Origin of the sequence: Stenotrophomonas sp. PS02300, assembly GCF_029959395.1 — a bacterium.
GTDB lineage: Bacteria > Pseudomonadota > Gammaproteobacteria > Xanthomonadales > Xanthomonadaceae > Stenotrophomonas > Stenotrophomonas maltophilia_AD.
The window spans coordinates 1-19,038 of the sequence record NZ_JASCOP010000083.1; the positions used below are offsets into that span (position 1 = coordinate 1).

Annotated in this window: 13 protein-coding genes and 1 pseudogene; 3 read left to right on the forward strand and 11 right to left on the reverse strand. The window is 69.1% G+C overall.

From position 1 onward, the window contains the following. The 5 genes from QMX79_RS14365 to pilG all read right to left on the reverse strand — a co-directional run. Nucleotides 1-4,128, reverse strand: a 4,128-nt coding sequence (locus QMX79_RS14365; protein WP_282247344.1) for an Hpt domain-containing protein, incomplete at its 3' end; no start/stop codon positions are given. A gap of 94 nt (nucleotides 4,129-4,222) precedes the next feature. After that, entirely contained in the window at nucleotides 4,223-6,259 is a 2,037-nt protein-coding gene (locus tag QMX79_RS14370) for a methyl-accepting chemotaxis protein (RefSeq protein ID WP_068853718.1), read from the reverse strand. Between the two features lie 43 nt (nucleotides 6,260-6,302). Next, entirely contained in the window at nucleotides 6,303-6,833 is a 531-nt protein-coding gene (locus tag QMX79_RS14375) for a chemotaxis protein CheW (protein ID WP_282247345.1), read from the reverse strand. Further along, nucleotides 6,833-7,198 carry a response regulator gene (locus QMX79_RS14380; protein ID WP_282247346.1) on the reverse strand — a complete coding sequence of 122 codons (366 nt, stop codon included), beginning with the start codon at nucleotides 7,196-7,198 and terminating at the stop codon, nucleotides 6,833-6,835. Before QMX79_RS14380 ends, QMX79_RS14375 begins: the two co-directional genes overlap by 1 nt. Before the next feature lie 18 nt (nucleotides 7,199-7,216). After that, complete coding sequence (gene pilG, locus QMX79_RS14385; RefSeq protein ID WP_068853721.1) at nucleotides 7,217-7,618, reverse strand: twitching motility response regulator PilG; 402 nt, start codon at nucleotides 7,616-7,618, stop codon at nucleotides 7,217-7,219. 248 nt (nucleotides 7,619-7,866) lie between these two features. On the opposite strand from pilG, the gene gshB reads away from it, so the two are divergent. Continuing rightward, a complete protein-coding gene (gshB, locus tag QMX79_RS14390; RefSeq protein WP_282247349.1) occupies nucleotides 7,867-8,817 on the forward strand; it encodes a glutathione synthase in 951 nt (316 codons plus the stop codon). Continuing rightward, nucleotides 8,814-9,701, forward strand: coding sequence for an energy transducer TonB (locus QMX79_RS14395; protein WP_282247350.1), 888 nt, complete (start codon nucleotides 8,814-8,816; stop codon nucleotides 9,699-9,701). Before gshB ends, QMX79_RS14395 begins: the two co-directional genes overlap by 4 nt. 15 nt (nucleotides 9,702-9,716) lie before the next feature. Here QMX79_RS14395 and tsaB read toward each other — a convergent pair whose 3' ends face one another. From tsaB to mrcB, 4 genes are all read right to left on the reverse strand, one after another. Then, the gene (gene tsaB / locus QMX79_RS14400) at nucleotides 9,717-10,424 is read right to left on the reverse strand and encodes a tRNA (adenosine(37)-N6)-threonylcarbamoyltransferase complex dimerization subunit type 1 TsaB (RefSeq protein ID WP_282247351.1); all 708 of its coding nucleotides are present in this window, start codon (nucleotides 10,422-10,424) and stop codon (nucleotides 9,717-9,719) included. A gap of 5 nt (nucleotides 10,425-10,429) precedes the next feature. After that, the gene (locus QMX79_RS14405; protein ID WP_282247352.1) at nucleotides 10,430-12,466 is read right to left on the reverse strand and encodes an ATP-dependent DNA helicase; all 2,037 of its coding nucleotides are present in this window, start codon (nucleotides 12,464-12,466) and stop codon (nucleotides 10,430-10,432) included. Nucleotides 12,467-12,531: 65 nt separating this feature from the next. Beyond that, nucleotides 12,532-13,062, reverse strand: a complete 531-nt coding sequence (locus QMX79_RS14410) for a hypothetical protein (protein WP_282247353.1) — start codon at nucleotides 13,060-13,062, stop codon at nucleotides 12,532-12,534. Nucleotides 13,063-13,085: 23 nt separating this feature from the next. Then, nucleotides 13,086-15,524, reverse strand: coding sequence for a penicillin-binding protein 1B (mrcB, locus tag QMX79_RS14415; RefSeq protein WP_282247356.1), 2,439 nt, complete (start codon nucleotides 15,522-15,524; stop codon nucleotides 13,086-13,088). 95 nt (nucleotides 15,525-15,619) lie between these two features. On the opposite strand from mrcB, the gene QMX79_RS14420 reads away from it, so the two are divergent. Then, entirely contained in the window at nucleotides 15,620-17,719 is a 2,100-nt protein-coding gene (locus QMX79_RS14420; protein ID WP_282247354.1) for a glycosyltransferase, read from the forward strand. A gap of 9 nt (nucleotides 17,720-17,728) precedes the next feature. On the opposite strand, the gene QMX79_RS14425 is transcribed toward QMX79_RS14420, so the two are convergent. Continuing rightward, nucleotides 17,729-18,571: an NAD-dependent epimerase/dehydratase family protein gene (locus tag QMX79_RS14425; RefSeq protein WP_282247355.1), complete on the reverse strand. Its 843-nt coding sequence runs from the start codon at nucleotides 18,569-18,571 to the stop codon at nucleotides 17,729-17,731. Nucleotides 18,572-18,599: 28 nt separating this feature from the next. Then, nucleotides 18,600-19,038, reverse strand: a pseudogene (locus QMX79_RS14430) (hypothetical protein); the annotation flags it as partial.

Consider the following 19,038-nt stretch of genomic DNA (forward strand, 5'->3'; position numbering starts at 1 on the left):
CGCCGCACCGGCGGCGGACAACGGGGCGTCTTCCAGTTCGAACAGCGGCGCCGGCGGCGACGCTTCTTCGGCATCGGACAGGCCTGCCTCGGCCTCGGCCTCGGCGAAGGCATCGCGCTCGTCCAGTGCCTCATGGCGGGCATCCAGGCCCAGCACGGGTGCGTCTTCGGCAGTCGCTTCCGCATCGGGGCCGTCGACGATGGTCAGGCCATCGTCCAGCGCCTGCTGCAGTTCAACGGTTTCACCGAAGGCCGGGGTCGACGGGATGATGTCTTCAAGCGCTGCGGCTTCTTCGTTCTCTTCGATGGCCTCCAGGCTGTACCCGGCGCCGTCATCGGCGATGACCGGTGCGTCGGCCTCCGACTCGATCGCGTCGTGCAGCGCCTCGACTTCCACGGCCTCCAGTTCAATGGCCTGGACTTCTTCGGCCACGACCGCTTCGGCCACGATCTCTTCGGCGGCGATTTCGAGCGGCGGCGACGCCTCCTCGGCAGCTACCTCCACGACCTCCACCGATTCCGGCAGGGTGTGTTCATAGAAGCGCGACAGATCGTCCGCACCGGTCAGTTCCAGCGTTTCCAGGCCGTGCTCGACGGCCGTGGCATCGACGGTTTCCGGCGTGGCATCGATCGGCGCGCTGGACGGCGCATTGAACGGGGTCACCAGCTCGGCGTTGAAGTACGCGGAAAGATCGTCGCTGCCGGTCAGCTCATCGACCACCAGGGCATCGTCGGCCGTTTCGCCGGCGTCGACCACCGACAGCGCGTCGGCCTCGACGATGGCCTGCTGCAGCCCGGTGTCGGTGCTGTCGTCGGCAACGGCGTAGCCATTGCGCTCATCGAACTGTGCGGAGAACGCGGCCAGCTCATGGGCGGTGACATCGTGCGCGGCCTGGGATGCATCGGCCTCCGCATCATTGTCGGCATCGGCGACGGCGACGGCATCCAGTTCGTCTGCGTCATCACCGTCCAGGTCCACGCCATCGTCGGCAACCAGTGCCGGCCAACGTGCTTCGGGCAGCGTTTCGGCCAGCGCCTGCAGGCGTTCGGCCAGCGCAGCCTGCGACGGAATGCGCGGGGCTTCGGCCTGCAGCGCCACCATCGTGGTACGGATCGCAACGGCGGCAGCGGCCAGTGCCTCGACACCTTCGGTGCCCGGAACCGCATCGGCGGCCAGCGAGCGCTTGATGAAGCTCTCGGCGTTACCGGTGACAGCGGTGATTTCCGGCACGTCGGTCATCGCGAACGCACCATTCATGGTGTGCACCGCGCGCAGCAGGGTATCGGTAACCGGTTGCGGCGCCGACTGTGCTTGTTCCAGCCAGGCCTGCAGCGTGGCGTGGTGGGCCTCGACTTCGGCCTCCAGGATCTCGCGCAGTACCTCGTCGATGTTGGCCGGGGTACCCGTGATCTCTTCAACTGCTTCGACGGCGTCGACGTCGGCGGCTTCCTGCGCGACGTCGGGCACGACCACCTCGGTCGGTTCCACCGGCGCGGCGGCCGGGGTCGGCCGCTGCAGCGGCACATGGAAGGTTTCCTCGCCCGCGGCAACGCGGTCGGCGATGCCCTGCATGGCCTGCAGGTCCGCGCTCACGCGGCTGCCATCGCGCAGCGCAGCGTTGAGCTGCGGCAGCACTTCATAGGCCTGGGTGACCATCGCGACCACCGCCGGCGATGCCGGGCGGCTGCCGTCCAGCACGCGGTTGAGCATGCCTTCGATCTTCCAGCTGAACTCGCCCAGGGTGCGCGCGCCCACCAGGCGGCCACTGCCCTTCAGGGTGTGGAACACGCGGCGGATCGGACGCAGGCGGTCCATGTTGTCCGGGGCCATGCGCCAGACCGGCAGCAGGTTGCCCAGGTTGACCAGTTCCTCGTCGAACTCTTCGATGAAGACCTCGCGGATGTCCTGGTCGATGTTCTCGCCATCGTCCTCGAAGCCGGCTTCGATGGTGCCCGGCTCGTCGACGGCAACCGGCGCGTCGACCACGGCAGGCGCCTCGACCGCCGGCGCGGTGGAGAACTGCGCGGCGGCGGCATCCAGCTCGGCAAGGAAGCGCGCGGATTCGTCGTCCAGCTCGATCTTGCTGATCACCGCTTCCTGCACGCCAGCGACGGAGCCCAGGCCCGTTGCTTCGACGGCAGCTTCGTCTTCGCGAGCCTCTTCCTGACGGGCCTCGATGAGGTCGTCGGCCGGTACGGCAGCCGCTTCAACCGGTTCGTCTTCAACCGGTTCGGCCTGCTCCTGCAGGAACGCCGGCAGTGCCTGCACGTCCAGCTCGTCGCTGTCGGTGGCCGGCGCGTCGTCGATCTGCAGCGAGAGCACGTCGCCGGCATTGTGCAGTGGCTCGTCGAAGGTGAATTCGATCGGCTCGTCGCTCAGTACCAGTGCATCGTGTTCGGCGGCGACCGGGTCGAACCCGGTGGCGATCGGTGCGGCGGTGTCGGACGGCGTCGCGTCCACGCCATCCAGGGCGATCGGTGCGATGTCGGTTGCCGGTGCGGCCTGCCACGACGTATTGACGCTGGCATCTTCCGCCAGCACCGGATCGAAGTTGGCGAAGGTGGGCGCGTCATCGGTACGCGCGGGTTCGCTGTGCAGGGTCCACTGCGGCGCGTCCGCGGCGACCGGGGCGGTCGAGGCTTCGAACACCAGCGTCGGCGCGGGCTTGGCCGGCGCGACGGGCGCGGCGGCAGCGACCTCAGGCAGCGGCTCGAACGTGAAGTCCGGCAGCGGCGGCGAAGGAACCTCGCCCGGTGCCGGGGCGGCCGGCGTGACCGCCGTTTCCACAGGGGCCACCACGGGCGCATCCCAGCCACTCAGCTCCACGTGTTCCGGGGCCACCGGCAGCGCCTCGGCGCTGGCATCGACCGGCGCGGCGTTCTCGTCCGGCAGCGGCCAGTAGCGCAGCGTTTCCAGGCTGGTGCGGGTGATGTCGAGAATGTCGTCGCGACCCTGGCGGCGTTCGCGCAGGGCTTCCAGGTAATACTCCAGACTGGCCATGGCGTCGGCCAAGGTGTCCAGCTGGCGGCCGCTGGGCACGCGTTGGCGGCCGATCAGCTCGACCGCAATGTACTGGCGCACGCCCTGCAGGTAATCGGCCGGCGTGGACAGGTCGAGCATGCGCAGCGCGCCGGCGACCTCGCCCAGCAGGCGCGGAACTTCGTGCAGCTGCTCGTGGTTCCAGTTGGTTTCGATGAAGGCGACGAAATGCTCGCGCGCGGCCGAGAAGTTGGCGATCGCCTCATGGGCAAGCACTTCAACGGTACGCCGGCCTTCGGCCGCACTCGGATCGTCTTCGCCACTGCCGCCGGCGCCCAGGTGGGCGACCTGGTCGTCCAGCGAGGCATCCACGTACAGCAGCGCACCGGCGATATCCAGCAGCAGGGTTTCATCGATCTGCTGCTGGCCGTCAACCACGCCACGCAGCGCATCGCGCTGCTGCACGACCACGCCGCGGGCCACGCCCAGGCCCATCATGCCCAGGGTGTCGGCGACCGCGCCCAGTTCGTTGACCTGGGTCTGCAGCTGGGACGGCTCGCCGCCGGTACGCAGGTGCAGGTCCAGCGCGTCCTTGATCCGCAGCAGCTCTTCCTTGACCGCATTGCCCACGGTGTCGAGCAGCTCGCGGTTGCGCCCGCTCAGGCTGCCACGTGCGTGGTCCAGTTCGGCCTCGGTGGCGCTGGCGCTGTCCGGCGCGAACGCGAACAGCACGCTTTCATTGATCACCGGCGCGGCGCGCGCCAGGCGGATGTCGTTCAGCAGCGGCAGCAGCACGATCGGGATGTCGCGGTGACCGTTCTGCAGGCGCTCCAGGTAGTCGGGCAGCAGCACGCTGCCGCGCATCAGGGTGGCGCAGGCTTCGTCGCGGTCGGGGACTTCCCCGGCACCGATGGCATTGGCCAGCTGTTCCATCTCCTCGGCCACCATCGCCGGGGCATACAGCTCGACCATGCGCAGGGTGCCCTGCACCTGGTGCAGGTAGCCGGCGCAGAAGCGCATGCGGCTGCCATCGGCAGGGTCTTCGGCGTAGTACTCGAGCTCGTTGCGCACCTGGCGCAGGGTCTCGTCCAGCTCCGGCTTCACCCAGCCCAGGGCGGCGTGGCTCATGGCATCGCGCAGCGTGCTCATGCCAGGTCTCCCGGCAGGTGGGCGCGCATGTCGTGCTGTGCTTTATCGCGATGCATCATCTGCTGATTCCTTCCCTCTCCGCCCTGCCCGCGGCTCACGCGGGCAGCTTGAAGTCGGCAACCGAGCGGCGCAGGTCGGCCGCCAGCTGTGCCAAATGACCGATCGACTCGGCGGTCTGTCCCGCGCCCTGCGAGGTCTGGCCGGTAATCTGACGGATCACGCCCATGGTGCGGGTGATGTCCGACGCGGCCGACGACTGCTGCTGGGCGGCGATCGAGATGTTCTTGATGAGGTTGTTGAGCGCGTTGGACACGCGTTCGATTTCAGTCAGTGCCGTACCGGCATCCTCGGCCAGGCGTGCACCGGACACCACTTCAGCGGTGGTCTGCTCCATCGAGCTGACCGCTTCGTTGGTATCGGCCTGAATGGCCTGGACCAGGTTTTCAATTCGGCGGGTCGCACCGGAGGTGCGTTCTGCCAGGCGCTGCACTTCGTCGGCCACGACCGCGAAACCACGACCGGCTTCACCGGCCGAGGCGGCCTGCACCGCGGCGTTCAACGCCAGGATGTTGGTCTGCTCGGAAATGTCGTTGATCAGTTCCACGATCGAGCCGATTTCCTGCGAGGACTCGCCCAAGCGCTTGATGCGCTTGGAGGTTTCCTGGATCTGGTCGCGGATCTGGTCCATGCCCTGGATGGTTTCACGCACCACGCCGGCACCTTCGGCGGCGATGACCACCGAGCGCTGTGCCACGTCGGCCGACTCGGCCGAGTTGCGCGACACCTGCTCAATGCTCGACGCGATTTCGCCGATGCGGTCCGACGCCGAGGTGATCTGGTTGGCCTGGTGGCCGGCCGCTTCGGCCAGCTGCATGGCCGTGGCCTGGGTTTCCTGGGTGGACACGGCGACCTTGGCCGAGGTGTCGTTGATGGTGGTCACCAGGTGGCGCAGTTCGTCCACGGCGTAGTTGATTGCGTCGGCGATGGCGCCGGTCATGTCCTCGGTCACCGAGGCCTTCACCGTCAGGTCGCCTTCACCCAGCGAGCTGATTTCGTCCAGCAGCCGCATGATGGCCTGCTGGTTGCGGCTGTTGAATTCCACCTGGGTCTGGTAACGCAGTTCCTGTTCACGCGAACGGCTGCGCACGGTGCTGCTGACGAAGCCGATGATGGCGATCAGCGACAGCGCGCCGGAGATGACGCCCAGCCAGAAGTTCGGGAACAGGCGGGTATCACGCACCGAACCGAACGAGGAGAACGCCTCGAACAGCTTCTTGCTGTCATCCAGCATCTTGGTCGAACCGCCGGTCAGCGCCGCGGCCGAGGACTGCGCCGAGAACAGCTGGCGCGAGCTGGCCAGGATCGCGTCGGCGTCCTGCTTCATGGTGTCCCACTGCTTCTGCGACTGCTCCAGGGCGGCCAGCGCGGCGGCATTGCGGACCGGGGCGATGCCCAGTTCTTCGTTGCCATTGCGCAGCGCGTCCAGCACCTGGGTGAACACCACCGAGTCGCGGGCCAGCGCGTCGCCCGCGGCGGCGGCGTTGCCGCCACCGGCGCGCATTTCGGTCACGCGGCGGGCCATCGAGCCCACCACCACGACCTGCTGCAGGGCGTTGTACACCTGCGACGCCGGGGCGCCGCTGGCCGACATGGCGCGCACCACTTCGTTCAGCTGGGCCTGCAGGGCAGGCACGCCGTTGACGAAGTTGTTGGCGTTGCCGGCCAGGGCCAGCACGGCCGGTTCGCTGGCCACCAGCTGGGCGGCGCTCTTGCCGAGCGGCTCCCAGGTCTGGGTCAGCTGGTTGAGCGGACCGGACACATTGGCTTCGCTGCCGTAGCGGCCCTGCAGGCTGCTCACGGTGCTTTCGATGCGGGCCTTGGTGTCCTTGAAGGCGGTGAACGCCTGGGCGTTGCCCGAGACCGCTTCACGACCCTGGTTGGCCAGCTGCTGGGACAGCACCTGGAGATCGGCCGCGCCGGTGCTGGCGCCCGCCAGGCGACTGCCCTGCCAGGTGGCCACGCCGGTGTTGACGCCGAACACGATCATCGACAGGGCCAGCAGGCCCAGCCAGAAATTGGTTCCTACCGTGCCCAGCTTGCCGGCCTTGGCGGTTTCCGAAGAAGTACTCATCGTTCAACCTCGATCTTCAATGCAGTGAGGCAGGCAGCAGCGATCACGCCGCGGCCTGCCTGAATTCGGGGGTACGCGACAACAGCGACAGCGAGAACACGCCCCAGTCGTGACCGTCGCCATGGAACGCGCGGTCGATGAAATGGGCGTAGCGGCCGCTGGCCAGGTCACCGCTCTCGATGTCCTGGTCCAGCTCGAAGCTGCGCTGGCCGAACAGTTCATCGATGGTCAGGGCAACGTCGCCGCCGGCCTGGCGCATGATCAGCACCCGCTGGCCTTCCTGCTGCACGGTGCGCTCGCCTTCCATGAAGTACTTCAGGTCGACCACCGGAAACAGGTTGCCGCGCAGGTTGCCCACGCCCAGCAGCCACGGCTGCGCGCCGGGCACCGGGGTGATCGGCGGCATCGGCACGATTTCGACCACCTCGCGGAAGTCCGAGACCAGGTGGCGCTTGCCGACCCGGTAGCCGACGCCGCGCCACAGGTCCTGGGCGAACTGCCGCTCGGGCAGCTGCACCGCATGGGCCAGGCTGCGCCGTTCGTAGGCTTCAAGGATGTCGAAGGGAGAACGCATCAGGACACCAGCAGTTCATTGATCTGCGCGATCAGGTCTTCTTCGCGCGGTGGCTTGACCACATAGGCGGCCGCGCCCTGGCGCAGCCCCCAGGCCTTGTCGGTTTCCATCGCCTTGGTGCTCACGATGATCACCGGGATGGACTTGGTCTTGTCATCGCGGTTCAGCGCGCGGGTAGCCTGGAAGCCGCTCATGCCCGGCAGCACCACGTCCATCAGCACGAGCTGCGGCTGGTGTTCCTGGACGAGCTTGATCCCGTCCTCGGCGTTGCCGGCCTCGAGCACTTCGTGCCCGGCCTTGGTCAACCATTGGATGAACACCGCCCGGTCGGTCGGTGAGTCCTCGATCAGAACGATTCGAGCCATTGTGCCTTTCCCCCCTGGTCAGGCGTTTACGTATGTGCGGATGGCACCCAGCAGTTCTTCACGCGTGAAAGGCTTGGTCAGGTACTGCTCCGAGCCCACGATGCGACCGCGCGCCTTGTCGAACAGGCCGTCCTTGGACGACAGCATGATCACTGGCGTGGCCTTGAACAGCTGGTTGTTCTTGATCAGCGCGCAGGTCTGATACCCGTCGAGACGGGGCATCATGATGTCCACGAAGATGATCTGCGGCTGTGTGTCGGCGATCTTCGCCAACGCCTCGAAACCATCGGTCGCGGTCACTACTTCGCAGCCTTCACGCTTGAGCAGCGTTTCGGCCGTTCTGCGGATGGTCTTCGAATCATCGATGACCATCACCCTGAGCCCTGCGAGTTCCCCACCCGCAGCCATGTTTTCAGTCATTACCTTTCCCCGAGCGCGCGACGCTTCTGCTTTGGTCCGGCGCCGCTGCGAAAGCGTATCTATATCCCACCACGCGGCCGTCATCAAGGGTGTGCTTCCGAAGCCAAGCCGGGAGCGCCTCCCCGGAACCGGCCCGGCCCGGAATTGCGCAAAGCGTGAAGACCGCCGGACGCTGCGTTCCGCCGCTCCGGGCAGGCAATACGGGCGCATTGCCGCTACCATCAGCGCCTGCCCGCCAGGTTGCGACCATGCCGTTGAACGTCATCGTGGTGATGGATGCCATCGCCCACATCAAGATCGCCAAGGACACTACCTTCGCCATGCTGCTGGAAGCCCAGCGCCGTGGCCACGCCCTGCATTACGTCAGCCCCGGTGGGCTGGCGCTGCGCGACGGGGTGGCGATGGCCCGTACCGCGCCGCTGCAGGTGCGCGACGACAAGCATGACTGGTTCACGCTGGGCGAATTCAGCCAGACCACCTTCGGCCCCGGCCAGGTGGTGCTGATGCGCAAGGATCCGCCGGTGGATGCCGAATTCATCTACGACACCCAGGTGCTGGGGGTGGCCCAGCAGGCCGGTGCGCTGGTGGTGAACGACCCGCAGGGCCTGCGCGACTACAACGAAAAACTGGCCGCCCTGCTCTTCCCGCAGTGCTGCCCGCCGACCCTGGTCAGCCGCCGCCACGCCGACCTGAAGGCGTTCGTGCTGGAACATGGCCAGGCCGTGCTCAAGCCGCTGGATGGCATGGGCGGGCGCTCGATCTTCCGCAGCGGCACCGGTGATCCGAATCTCAACGTGATCCTGGAAACGCTCACCGATGGCGAGCGCAAGTTGACCCTGGCGCAGAAATTCATCCCCGACATCACCGCCGGCGACAAGCGCATCCTGCTGGTCGACGGCGAGCCGGTGGACTACTGCCTGGCGCGGATTCCGCAGGGCGACGAGTTCCGCGGCAACCTGGCCGCCGGCGGCCGCGGCGAAGGCCGCCCGCTGAGCGAGCGCGACCGCTGGATCGCCGCCCAGGTCGGGCCGGAAATGAAGCGCCGTGGCATGCGCTTCGTGGGGTTGGACGTGATCGGTGATTACCTGACCGAGGTCAACGTCACCAGCCCCACCTGCGTGCGTGAGCTGGATGCACAGTTCGGGCTGAACATCGCCGGCACCCTGTTCGATGCGATCGAGGCCAGCCTGGCGCAATGAATACGGCGGTCGCTCCGATGGTGCCCTTGCAGGCCCGCGAATCGCAGCGCCTGGGCGCGACCCTGGCGCTGTCGGCGCTGGTGCATGCGCTGTTGATCCTCGGGGTGGGCTTCGCGGTCAGCGACAACGCCGCGCTGGTGCCGACCCTGGACGTGATCTTCAGCCAGACCCAGACCCCGCTGACGCCCAAGCAGGCCGACTTCCTGGCCCAGGCCAACCAGCAGGGCGGCGGCGACCACGACAAGGCGCAGCGCCCGCGTGACAACCAGACCGGCATCGTGCCGCAGCCGCAGGCCGGGCTGTCGCCGGTGCCGCAGCAGCGCCAGGATGCCGCGCGCCCGCCGCCGCCGCAGGCGCGCGTGGTGGCCAGCCGCAACAGCCCCGACCAGGTCGCCGAGGCGCAGCCACAGCCACTGCCGGAGAATCCGCAGCCGGACGCGGCGATGACCGCACGCGAACAGCGCGATGCCGAAATGGCCCGCCTGGCCGCCGAAGTGCACCTGCGCTCGGCGCAGTACGCCAAGCGCCCGAACCGCAAGTTCGTGTCGGCCAGTACCCGTGAATATGCCTACGCCAATTACCTGCGCGCCTGGGTGGACCGCGCCGAGCGCGTGGGCAACCTCAACTACCCCGATGAGGCGCGCCAGCGCCGGCTGGGCGGCCAGGTGGTGATCACCGTGGGCGTGCGCCGCGATGGCAGCGTGGAAAGCAGCCGGATCCTGCGCAGCAGCGGCACCCCGCTGCTGGATGAAACCGCGCTGCGGGTGATCCGCCTGGCCCAGCCGTTCCCGCCGTTGCCCAAGACCGATGACGGCGTGGATATCCTGCAGGTCACCCGGACCTGGGTGTTCCTGCCCGGCGGCGAGCTGCGCGACGACCGGTAACGCCGCCCGCTGGAATCATGCCCCCTGTTTCGCCGCCCGCGCGGCCTGCTGTTCGACCAGGGTCAACGCCACGTTGTTGCGCAGGTAGGCCGGTTCCACCAGCTCCGGCGCCATCGCCTCACCGCGCTCGAGCATCGGCACTGCCAGCGTCAGCAGGTCGGAGGCACGCGGCAACGCCTGCGCATCGACACCCTCCAGCTGATCGGCCAATCGCGTAGCCAGCACGCCGTCGGCCGCACCGAAGCCCGTACCGACACCGAACCAGCGCGTGCCATCGGGCAGTTCCACGGCCTCCGGCGCACACACCACTTCCTCGCCCTGCAACTGCCACTGGCCGTCCACGCGCACGTGGCGCGCCGCATAGACCTCGCCCATGCGTGCATCGATGCTGCTCAGCACGTGGGTGGCAGCGGCCGGCGCGCGCAGCGCCAGCACCTGCAGGGTGGACACCGGAATCAGCGGGCGGTCCAGTGCCAGTGCGATGCCCTGGGCAATGGCAATCGCCAGCCGCACGCCAGTGAAGGCGCCGGGGCCGCGCCCCAGGGCGATCGCGTCGAGCTGCGAGCGCGCCAGCCCGGCCTCGGCCAGCAGTTCCTCGGCCCAGGGCAGGCTCAGTTCGGCATGGCGGCGCGGGGCGATCTCGAAGCGCTCACGGACCTGCCCGTCCACGTACAGGGCGACGGAACAGGCTTCGGTGGCGGTTTCAAAGGCGAGCAGTTTCATGGGGGTCAGAACAGGGAAGTAGGAAAGGCGTCAGCCACCGGGGCGGGACTGGCAGTCCCGGTGTCGGCAGCGGCGGCGGGCCATTGTGGCGCAAAGAAGGTCTGCACATCGCCCAGCGAGCGGGTGCGCCGGAACGGCGGCAGCGAATCCAGGAAGGTACGGCCATAGCTGCGGCTGACCAGGCGCGGGTCGCACAGCACCAGCACGCCGCGGTCGGTCTCGCTGCGGATCAGCCGCCCCACGCCCTGCTTGAGCGCGATCACCGCCTGCGGTAGCTGCTCGTCGCGGAAGGGATTGCCGCCGTCGCGGCGGATCGCATCCAGCCGTGCCTCGAACACCGGATCGTCGGGGGCGGCGAACGGCAGCTTGTCGATGACCACCACGCTCAACGCATCGCCCACCACGTCCACGCCCTCGCGGAAGCTGGCCGAGCCCAGCAGCACGCCATTACCCGATTCGCGGAAGCGCTGCAGCAGCGTGGCGCGCGGCGCCTCGCCCTGCACGAACAGCGGCCAGGGCGCGTCGCGCAGCGCTTCGGCCGCCTCGCGCAGCGCGCGATGCGAAGCGAACAGCAGGAACGCGCGCCCGCCCGATGCCTCCAGCACCGGGGTCAGCGCGCGGATCAGCGCGGTACCAAAGCCGCGCGCGGCCGGATCCGGCAGGTCGGTCGGCAGGTAGCACAGCGCCTGGTGGGCCCAGTCGAACGGGCTGGGCTGCAGCAGCGTGATCGGGTCGTCCAACCCCAGCCGCTGCGCGATGTGCTCGAACTTTCCATCCACCGTCAGCGTGGCCGAGGTGAAGATCCACGCCGCCATCGAGCGCTCACGATGCTCGCGCAACGGCCCGGACACGTCCATCGGCGTGCGCTGGCAGCGGAAGCCACGCGGGGTGAGTTCGTACCACAGCACGTCGGCCGCGGCCGGCACCTGTTCCGGGTCGGCGTCGAAATCCAGCAGCGGCGCGTCATCGCCCAACCAGCGCGACAACCGCGACACCGCCTCCATCGCCCGCGCGTGGCAGGCATCCAGCCCCGGCGATGCGGCGCGCACGCCATCCAGCACGTCGCGCAGTGCCACCAGCGAACTCATCGCGGCATCGAAGCCGTCGCGCACCTGCGGCACCGCCAGGGCGCGCCACTGGGTGCCCCGCGCCGGCAGGCCGTCCATCGCCGTGCGCAGATCGCGCAGGGTCTGCTCCAGCGTGCCGGCATGCGCCTGCAGCGCGGCCTGGGCGCCGGCCACGCTGCGGCTCTCGGCCAGGCAGTCGCGGGCCAGCTCCTGCCACGGCCGCATGCCGAAGCCTTCGCCGAAGAAGTTGGCCGCCAGCTCCGGCAACTGGTGTGCTTCGTCGATCACGAACGCCTGCGCGCCCGGCAGGATCTCGCCGAAGCCCTCCTGCTTGAGCGCCAGGTCGGCCAGCAGCAGGTGGTGGTTGACCACCACCACGTCGGCCGCCTGTGCACGCTGGCGCGCCTGCACCACGAAGCAGTCATCCCAGAACGGGCACTCGGTGCCCAGGCAGTTGTCCACCGTGGAGGTGACCATCGGGTACAGCGGCGAGTCGTCAGGCAGCGCTTCCAGTTCGGCCATGTCGCCGAACTTCGTGCGCCCCGACCAGGCCAGGATGCGCTGGAACTGCGCCACTTCCTGCGGCGAGGTGAAGCGCGGTTCGCCACGCGCCTGCTGCAGCCGGTACCGGCACAGGTAATTGGAACGGCCCTTGAGCAGCGCGCTGCTGTGCCCCACCCCGAGTGCGGCGCGCACGCGCGGCAGGTCGCGGTGGTACAGCTGGTCCTGCAGCGCGCGGGTACCGGTGGAAATGATGGTCTTCAGGCCCGACAGCAGGGCCGGCACCAGGTAGGCGAAGGTCTTGCCGGTGCCGGTGCCGGCCTCGGCCAGCAGCACCTCGCGCTGGTCGAAGGCCTCGGCGATGGCCGTGGTCAGGCGCAGCTGCGCCGGGCGCGCAACGAACGCATCGAGTTGGCTGGCGAGCGTGCCGCCCTCGCTGAGGGCTTCACTGCTGGCGTGGGCAAGGCGGGACATGTGGACATGATAATGCGTCGCCCGATGACGCGTGCCGTAGAGCCGGGCCCTGCCCGGCTGAACCGTCAATAGCGCTTGATGCCAGGCACCGTGCAACCCTCAAGCTGGGCGTGCGCCGACACCGCGTTTTCCTTCTCGCCGCGCGCCAGGCGCGCCTGTTCGATGGTGGCCCAGTGGCGGCGGCACAGCGGGCCGGTCTTCGAGCCCAGTTCCACCGCCTTGCGCGCCAGCGTTTCAGCGCGGGCCCAGTCCCCCTGCAGCAGCGCGATCTCCGCGCGTTCCTGCACGATCGACGGATCGCCTTCGTTGATCAGCAGCGCCTGGTCCAGCGCTTCGGCCGCGCCCGCCAGGTCATTGGCCTGGCGCTTGGCCTTGGCCACCACGCGCAGGTCTTCGATGCCGGCATCGCGCAGCGGCTGCACATCCAGCTCCTTGTCGTCCTTGCCGGCGCTGGCGTCCACGGCGGCCATGCGCTGGGCCGGCGTCGTGGTATCGACCGGCGGCTTCACCGGCGGCGCGGTGGACACGCAGGCGGCCAACGCCAGGCCGAGCGCGAGCACGGAAGCGGTACGGATCACGGTGCGGGAGGTCGTCATGCGGAGCTGCCTTGCGTTGCGCTTCATCGAGCGGGGGGAGTGGCCGCGGGTGCGGCCTGCGCCGGCTCGGCGGCCGGTTCGGGCTTCTTGTCCAGGCCGAACCAGCTGCGCCAGCCACCGCCTTCGCCACCCTCGCCGCCTTCGCCTTCCGGCAATGCGGTGGGGGCCACGCAGGCAGTGTAGGCCGGCGCGTAGCCAACGACGAACGGGAAGCGGCGCGCGCCCGGGCAGGACTCGTCCGTGGCGGCGGTACCGCCGGCTTCCACCGGCTGCCAGTCCAGGCCCTTGTTGCTGACCTTCAACGGTGCGCTCGGCAGGCGGCTGAAGATACCCGACCACACCCGCATGGCGCCGGTGGCGCCGAACAGGCCGGTCTGCTCGTTCTGGTCGTTGCCCATCCAGACCACCGCCAGGTGGTCGCCGGTGTAGCCGGCATACCAGCTGTCGCGGCCGTCGTTGGAGGTACCGGTCTTGCCGGCGGCCTGCAGGCGCGACAGGCCGTCGGCATTGAGGCGCGCCGCGGTGCCGCTGGAGACCACCTGCTGCAGGCCGATGCTGATCAGGTTGGCGGCGATGGAGTCGCCTTCCTGGGCCGGTGCCGGGGTCTTGTCATAGCGCTTGAGCAGCTTGCCCTGCGGGTCGAGCACGCCGCGCACCGCGTGCAGCGGCTGGATCTCGCCACCGGACGCCAGGAACTGGTACAGCTGCGCCATCGCGTACGGGCTCTGGTCGGTCGCGCCCAGGATCACCGATGGATTGCTCTCGGCCTTCAACCCGGCCAGCACGTGGATCAGCTGGGTGACCCGCTCCGGGCCCACCTGCATGCCCACGCGCACGGTGGCCTGGTTGTAGGAATTGGCCAGCGCATCGACCAGGCGCACGGTGCCGTGGCTGCGGTTGTCCGCGTTGCCCGGGGTCCAGCGCTTGCCGCGGCTGAGCTGCACGGTCACCGGGGAATCGTCGACGAAGGTGGCCAGCGAATACTTGTCCGGTTGCGCCAGCGCCAGCAGGTACACGAACGGCTTGAGCAGCGAACCTACCTGCCGCTGCGCTTCGATGGCGCGGTTGAAGCCCGGTTCGGACACGTCGCGGCTGCCGACCACGGCCAGCACGTCGCCGTTGTGCACGTCGGTCAGCACCAGGCCGGCCTGCAGTTCGGGGCGGCGCTTGTTTTCCAGCGACTTCAGCGTCTTGGTCACCGCGCCTTCGGCATAGGCCTGGGCCGACGGCGCCATGCCGGTCATCACGCTCAGGCCGGCGCCCTGCAGCACCGCTTCCGGGTAGTCATGGCCCAGCTGGCGGCGCACCAGGTCGACGTAGGCCGGGAACCGGTTCGCCGCGATCAGGCCCGGGTTCTTCGGCACGCCCAGCGGCGCCTTCAGCGCACGCTGCAGTTCGGCGTCGTCGATCAGGCCGTTTTCGTGCAGCTTGCCGAGCACGAAGTTGCGGCGGTCCAGCGCGCGCTCGGGATTGCGGCGCGGGTCATAGTAGGACGGCCCCTTGACCAGCCCGATCAGCAGCGCGATGTGTTCGGTGTTGAGCGAGGACAGGTCGCGACCGAACCAGAATTCGGCGCCGGAGGACATGCCGTGGATCGCCTGGCTGCCGCGCTGGCCCAGGTACACCTGGTTGAGGTAGGCCTCCAGGATGGTGCGCTTGTCGTAGCGCGCTTCCATGATCAGCGCGTACAGCACCTCGTTGAACTTGCGGGTGACCGTCTGTTCCTTGCCGATCCCGAGCAGGCCGCTGCGGGCCAGCTGCTGGGTCAGCGTGGAGGCGCCCTGGCGGCTCTGGCCGCCGGAGCGCACGGTCACCCAGACCGCGCGCGCGATGCCGCTCAGGTCGATGCCGTGGTGCCGGTTGAAGTCCTTGTCTTCCACCGCCTGCAGGCCGGTGACCAGCAGCTCGGGGGTGTCTTCCAGCCGGACCAGGCGGCGTTCTTCCTGCTTCTGGCCGTACAGCGTGGCGATACGCGCCGGGTCCAGGCGCGCGGCCTTGAGCGCCTTGCGGCTGTCGGCATCGCGCAGCGAGGCGATCTGGCCACCGGACAGGCTCAGCTCGATCCGGCGCGGCGCGACCTTGCCGTCCACGTCGTTGTAGCCGCGGCTGGACACCACGAAGCGACCGCCCTCCTGGCTGAAGGTGGCCGGCGACTTGCCGGTGCCATCATCGCGGTAGGCCGATGCCGCCAGCTCGGTCTTGAGCGTCTGCGCATCCATGGCCACGCCCGGCGCCAGCGCCAGCGGCCGTGCATAGACGCGGGTGGGAATCTGCCAGCGCAGCTCGCCGAAGCGCTGGGTGACCTGGGTGTTCAGGTACACCGTATAGGGAATGAGGAAGCCCAGCGCGAGCGCAACGGCGGCCATGCCCCAGGTGATCAGGCGACGACGCCACTGCGGCCAGCGGCTGTCGGTGTCGTCCTCGAACGCGTCGTTGTCGTCGGAATCGTAGCGTGGGGGCACGGGCATGCAAGAATGTAAAAGTCCGGCGAGTCTAGCGCAGCCTTGGTGGCGCGCGTGTCTCCCGGTTTTCCCCGCTTAGCTGGAGTTGTAACGGGATGTCCACATCCTTGGCCGATGCACGCTACTTCCTGAACCGCATGATCGGCCTGTTCCGGCGCAGCCTGGCCAGCCTGCGGACACGGGGCTGGCAGGCCACCTGGCAGCGTATCCGGGTGCATACCCGTGCCCTGCCCGAGCTCCAGCGCGAGCCAATGTACCTGCCTGCCGCCGCCCCGTTCGCGCCGTTTTCGGTGCCGCACAGCGTTGAGCCGCGGGTCAGCATTGTGATCCCGGTGTACAACCATGTGGGCCACACCCTGGCCTGCCTGCGCGCGCTGGCGGCCCACCCGCCGCAGGTGGCCTGCGAGATCCTGGTGGTCGACGACGGCAGCAGCGATGACACGGCGAAGTGGATGCCGCAGGTGCAGGGGCTGCGTTTTGAAGTGCGCGCAGCCAACGGCGGTTTCATCGAAGCGTGCAATGACGGCGTGGCACGTTCGCGCGGCACCTACGTGGTGCTGCTCAACAACGACACCGTGCCGCAGCCCGGCTGGCTGGACGCGCTGCTGGACACCTTCGACGCGGTGCCCGAGGCCGGCCTGGTCGGTTCGCAGCTGTTGTATCCCGACGGCCGCCTGCAGGAATCGGGCGGCGTGGTGTTCAACGATGGCAGCGCCTGGAGCTACGGCCGCTTCGAATCGCCCGACGACCCGCGCTACCGCGCGCTGCGCGACGTGGACTACTGCTCCGGTGCGGCGTTGATGCTGCCGCGCGCGCTCTGGGACCAGCTCGGCGGACTGGATACGCGTTACCGCCCGGCGTACTACGAAGACACCGACCTGGCCTTCGCGGTGCGCGCGGCCGGCCGCCGGGTGCTGGTGCAGCCGGCCAGCCGGGTGGTGCACGACGAAGGCACCAGCAACGGCACCGATACCGGCAGCGGGGTCAAGGCCTACCAGGTCCGCAACCAGGGCGTGTTCGCCGCCAAGTGGGCACAGGTACTGGCCGGCCATCCTGCCGTGGGCAACGTGCCCACGCCGGCACTGCTGCACCGCCAGCAGCGCCAGGTGCTGATCCTGGACGAACGGGTGCCGCAGCCGGACCGCGATTCCGGCTCGCTGCGCCAGTACAACCTGATCCGCATGCTGCTCGCCGAAGGCCTGCACGTGGTGTTCGTGCCAACCCTCCGCGAACATGCCGGCGCGCCCACCGAAGCGCTGCAGAAGCTGGGCGTGGAGGTCTGGTACGCCCCGTTCCTGGAAGGCGTCGGCGCGTGGCTGCGCGAGCACGGGCCGCGCTTTGCGGTGGTGATGATGGTGCGCCACCACGTGGCCAGCGAATGCCTGCCGCTGCTGCGGCGCTATGCACCGGAAGCACGCCGCGTGTTCGACACCGTGGACCTGCATTACCTGCGCGAACGCCGCGGCGCGGAGCTGGCCGGCGATGCCGGGCTGCTGCGCAATGCCCAGCGCACCCGCAGCCGCGAACTTGCGGTGATGGCCGCCAGCGATGTGACCGTGCTGGTCAGCGAGGCCGAGCGCGTGCAGCTGCAGGTCGATGCCCCGGCCGTGCACGTGGAGCTGATCTCCAACCTGCATGAAGTGGCCGGTGGCGGCGCCAGCTGGGCGCAGCGCCGCGACCTGGTGTTCGTCGGCGGCTTCCGCCATCCGCCGAACGTGGATGCCATGCACTGGTTCATCGGCGAGGTGTTCGCGCGCATCCGCGCGCAGTTGCCCGACGTGCGCTTCCACTGCATCGGCGCCGACGTTCCCCCTGCCCTGCAGGCGCTGGCCGCCACCCAGCCGGGCGTGCAGATCCATGGCTTCGTGCCGGTGGTGACGCCCTACATGGACGAGGTGCGCATCGCGGTGGCACCGCTGCGCTTCGGCGCCGGCGTGAAGGGCAAGGTCAACCTGAGCATGGCCCACGGCCAGCCGGTGGTAGCCACCACCGTGGGGGTCGAAGGCATGCACCTGCGCGATGGCGAGGATGTGCTGGTAGCCGACGATGCCGACGCGTTCGCCGACGCCGTGGTCCGCCTGTATCGCGACGAAGCGCTGTGGCAGAAGCTGTCGGCCGCGGGGTTGCACAACGTGGCCGACCACTTCTCGCTGGATGCCGCGCGCGACACGGTGCGGCGGGTGTTCGTCCAGTAACCGCGTGCGTCAGGGGTGGCTCGGCCGCCAGGTGTCGGGCGTGGGCTGGAACGCGCGCGGTACCACGCCCAGGCGTCGGGTCAGTTCGGTGTTGTCCGCCACCAGGTCCTGCTGCAGCCGCGACACCGGCCCGCGGGCGCGCGGCACGGCGGCCGCAAGCAGGGCAAGCGCCGCCTGCGGCAGGTACAGCGGCAGCGTGACGCTGCCCATGCTCGCCCGCACGCGCTGGAACATCTGCTGGTAATCCAGCCGTTCGCCGCCGCCGATCTGCAGGGTCTGGCCGGATCCCGCATCGCTGCGCAACACCGCCATCACCGCCAGCGCGATGTCATCGGCATGCACCGGCTGGCGCAGCCCGTGGGCCATGGGAATGGGAAACAGACGCGTGCGCCGCGCCCGCGCCACGATCGGGGTCAGGCTGCGGTCGACCCCGGCGCCATACACCAGCGTGGGACGCAGTACGGTCCACTGCATGCCCAGCCGCTCGGCCTGTTCGGCAAGGTTCCGCTCGCCCCGCTGCAGCAGCGCCACCAAGGCCTGTTCATCGGCTTGTGCCGATCCCTGCTTGGTCAACACGCTCATGGAGCTGGTGACGATGATCTTCGCCGCCGGCGCGGCGTGCTGCCGGGCCAGCCAGTCGCCCCATGCATCCAGCGGCGCGAAACTGACGATCGCCTGCAGCGGTTGCGGCGGCGCCGGCAGCGCGCGCATGTCGCCCACCTGCCAGTCCACCCCCGGCTGTGCCGGCTGTGCATGCCGGCTCAAGGCCCGCACGGGCACCTGCGCGGCCACCAGCCGCGGCAACAGGAACCGGCCAATCTGGCTGGTCGCACCCGAAACAAGAACCGTCATTGCCTTCCCACGTTGGAACGAGCGCGCACTATAGCCGACCGGGTGCATCGCGCAGGCGCTGCTGCAGCGCCTGGTATTCGGCCGTCGCCGGGGAAACACCCCAACGCGCAGCCTGTTTCAGCGCTTCCTGCGCGAACGCCACGTCGCCCCGTCCCAGGCGCTCGCTGCCAATGGCCAGCCAGCGTTGGCCCAGGCGCTGGGCGGCATCGGCCTGGCCACCACTGCGCGACAGCGCCTGCCACGCTTCCAGGCACGCGCCCGCGGCCTGCACGCGGTTCTCGCGCAGGCGATCTTCGACGCATTGCCGGGTGGCGGGCACCAGCTGCTGCGCGGCCGCACGCACCCGCGCATCCTGCGGGGCCAGCGCCTGCGCTTCGCGCAGTGCGTCATAGGCGCTGCTGCCGGGGGGGGGCCCGCTGTTGGCCCCCGCCAGCCCCGCCCCGCAACGCGCCAAAAAGGGGCCGCCC

Coding starts and splice junctions, on each gene's coding strand:
- QMX79_RS14370 (WP_068853718.1), bottom strand. CDS start 6,259: ATGAGTACTTCTTCGGAAACCGCCAAGGCCGGCAAGCTGGGCACGGTA.
- QMX79_RS14375 (WP_282247345.1), bottom strand. CDS start 6,833: ATGCGTTCTCCCTTCGACATCCTTGAAGCCTACGAACGGCGCAGCCTG.
- QMX79_RS14380 (WP_282247346.1), bottom strand. CDS start 7,198: ATGGCTCGAATCGTTCTGATCGAGGACTCACCGACCGACCGGGCGGTG.
- pilG (WP_068853721.1), bottom strand. CDS start 7,618: ATGACTGAAAACATGGCTGCGGGTGGGGAACTCGCAGGGCTCAGGGTG.
- gshB (WP_282247349.1), top strand. CDS start 7,867: ATGCCGTTGAACGTCATCGTGGTGATGGATGCCATCGCCCACATCAAG.
- QMX79_RS14395 (WP_282247350.1), top strand. CDS start 8,814: ATGAATACGGCGGTCGCTCCGATGGTGCCCTTGCAGGCCCGCGAATCG.
- tsaB (WP_282247351.1), bottom strand. CDS start 10,424: ATGAAACTGCTCGCCTTTGAAACCGCCACCGAAGCCTGTTCCGTCGCC.
- QMX79_RS14405 (WP_282247352.1), bottom strand. CDS start 12,466: ATGTCCCGCCTTGCCCACGCCAGCAGTGAAGCCCTCAGCGAGGGCGGC.
- QMX79_RS14410 (WP_282247353.1), bottom strand. CDS start 13,062: ATGACGACCTCCCGCACCGTGATCCGTACCGCTTCCGTGCTCGCGCTC.
- QMX79_RS14420 (WP_282247354.1), top strand. CDS start 15,620: ATGTCCACATCCTTGGCCGATGCACGCTACTTCCTGAACCGCATGATC.
- QMX79_RS14425 (WP_282247355.1), bottom strand. CDS start 18,571: ATGACGGTTCTTGTTTCGGGTGCGACCAGCCAGATTGGCCGGTTCCTG.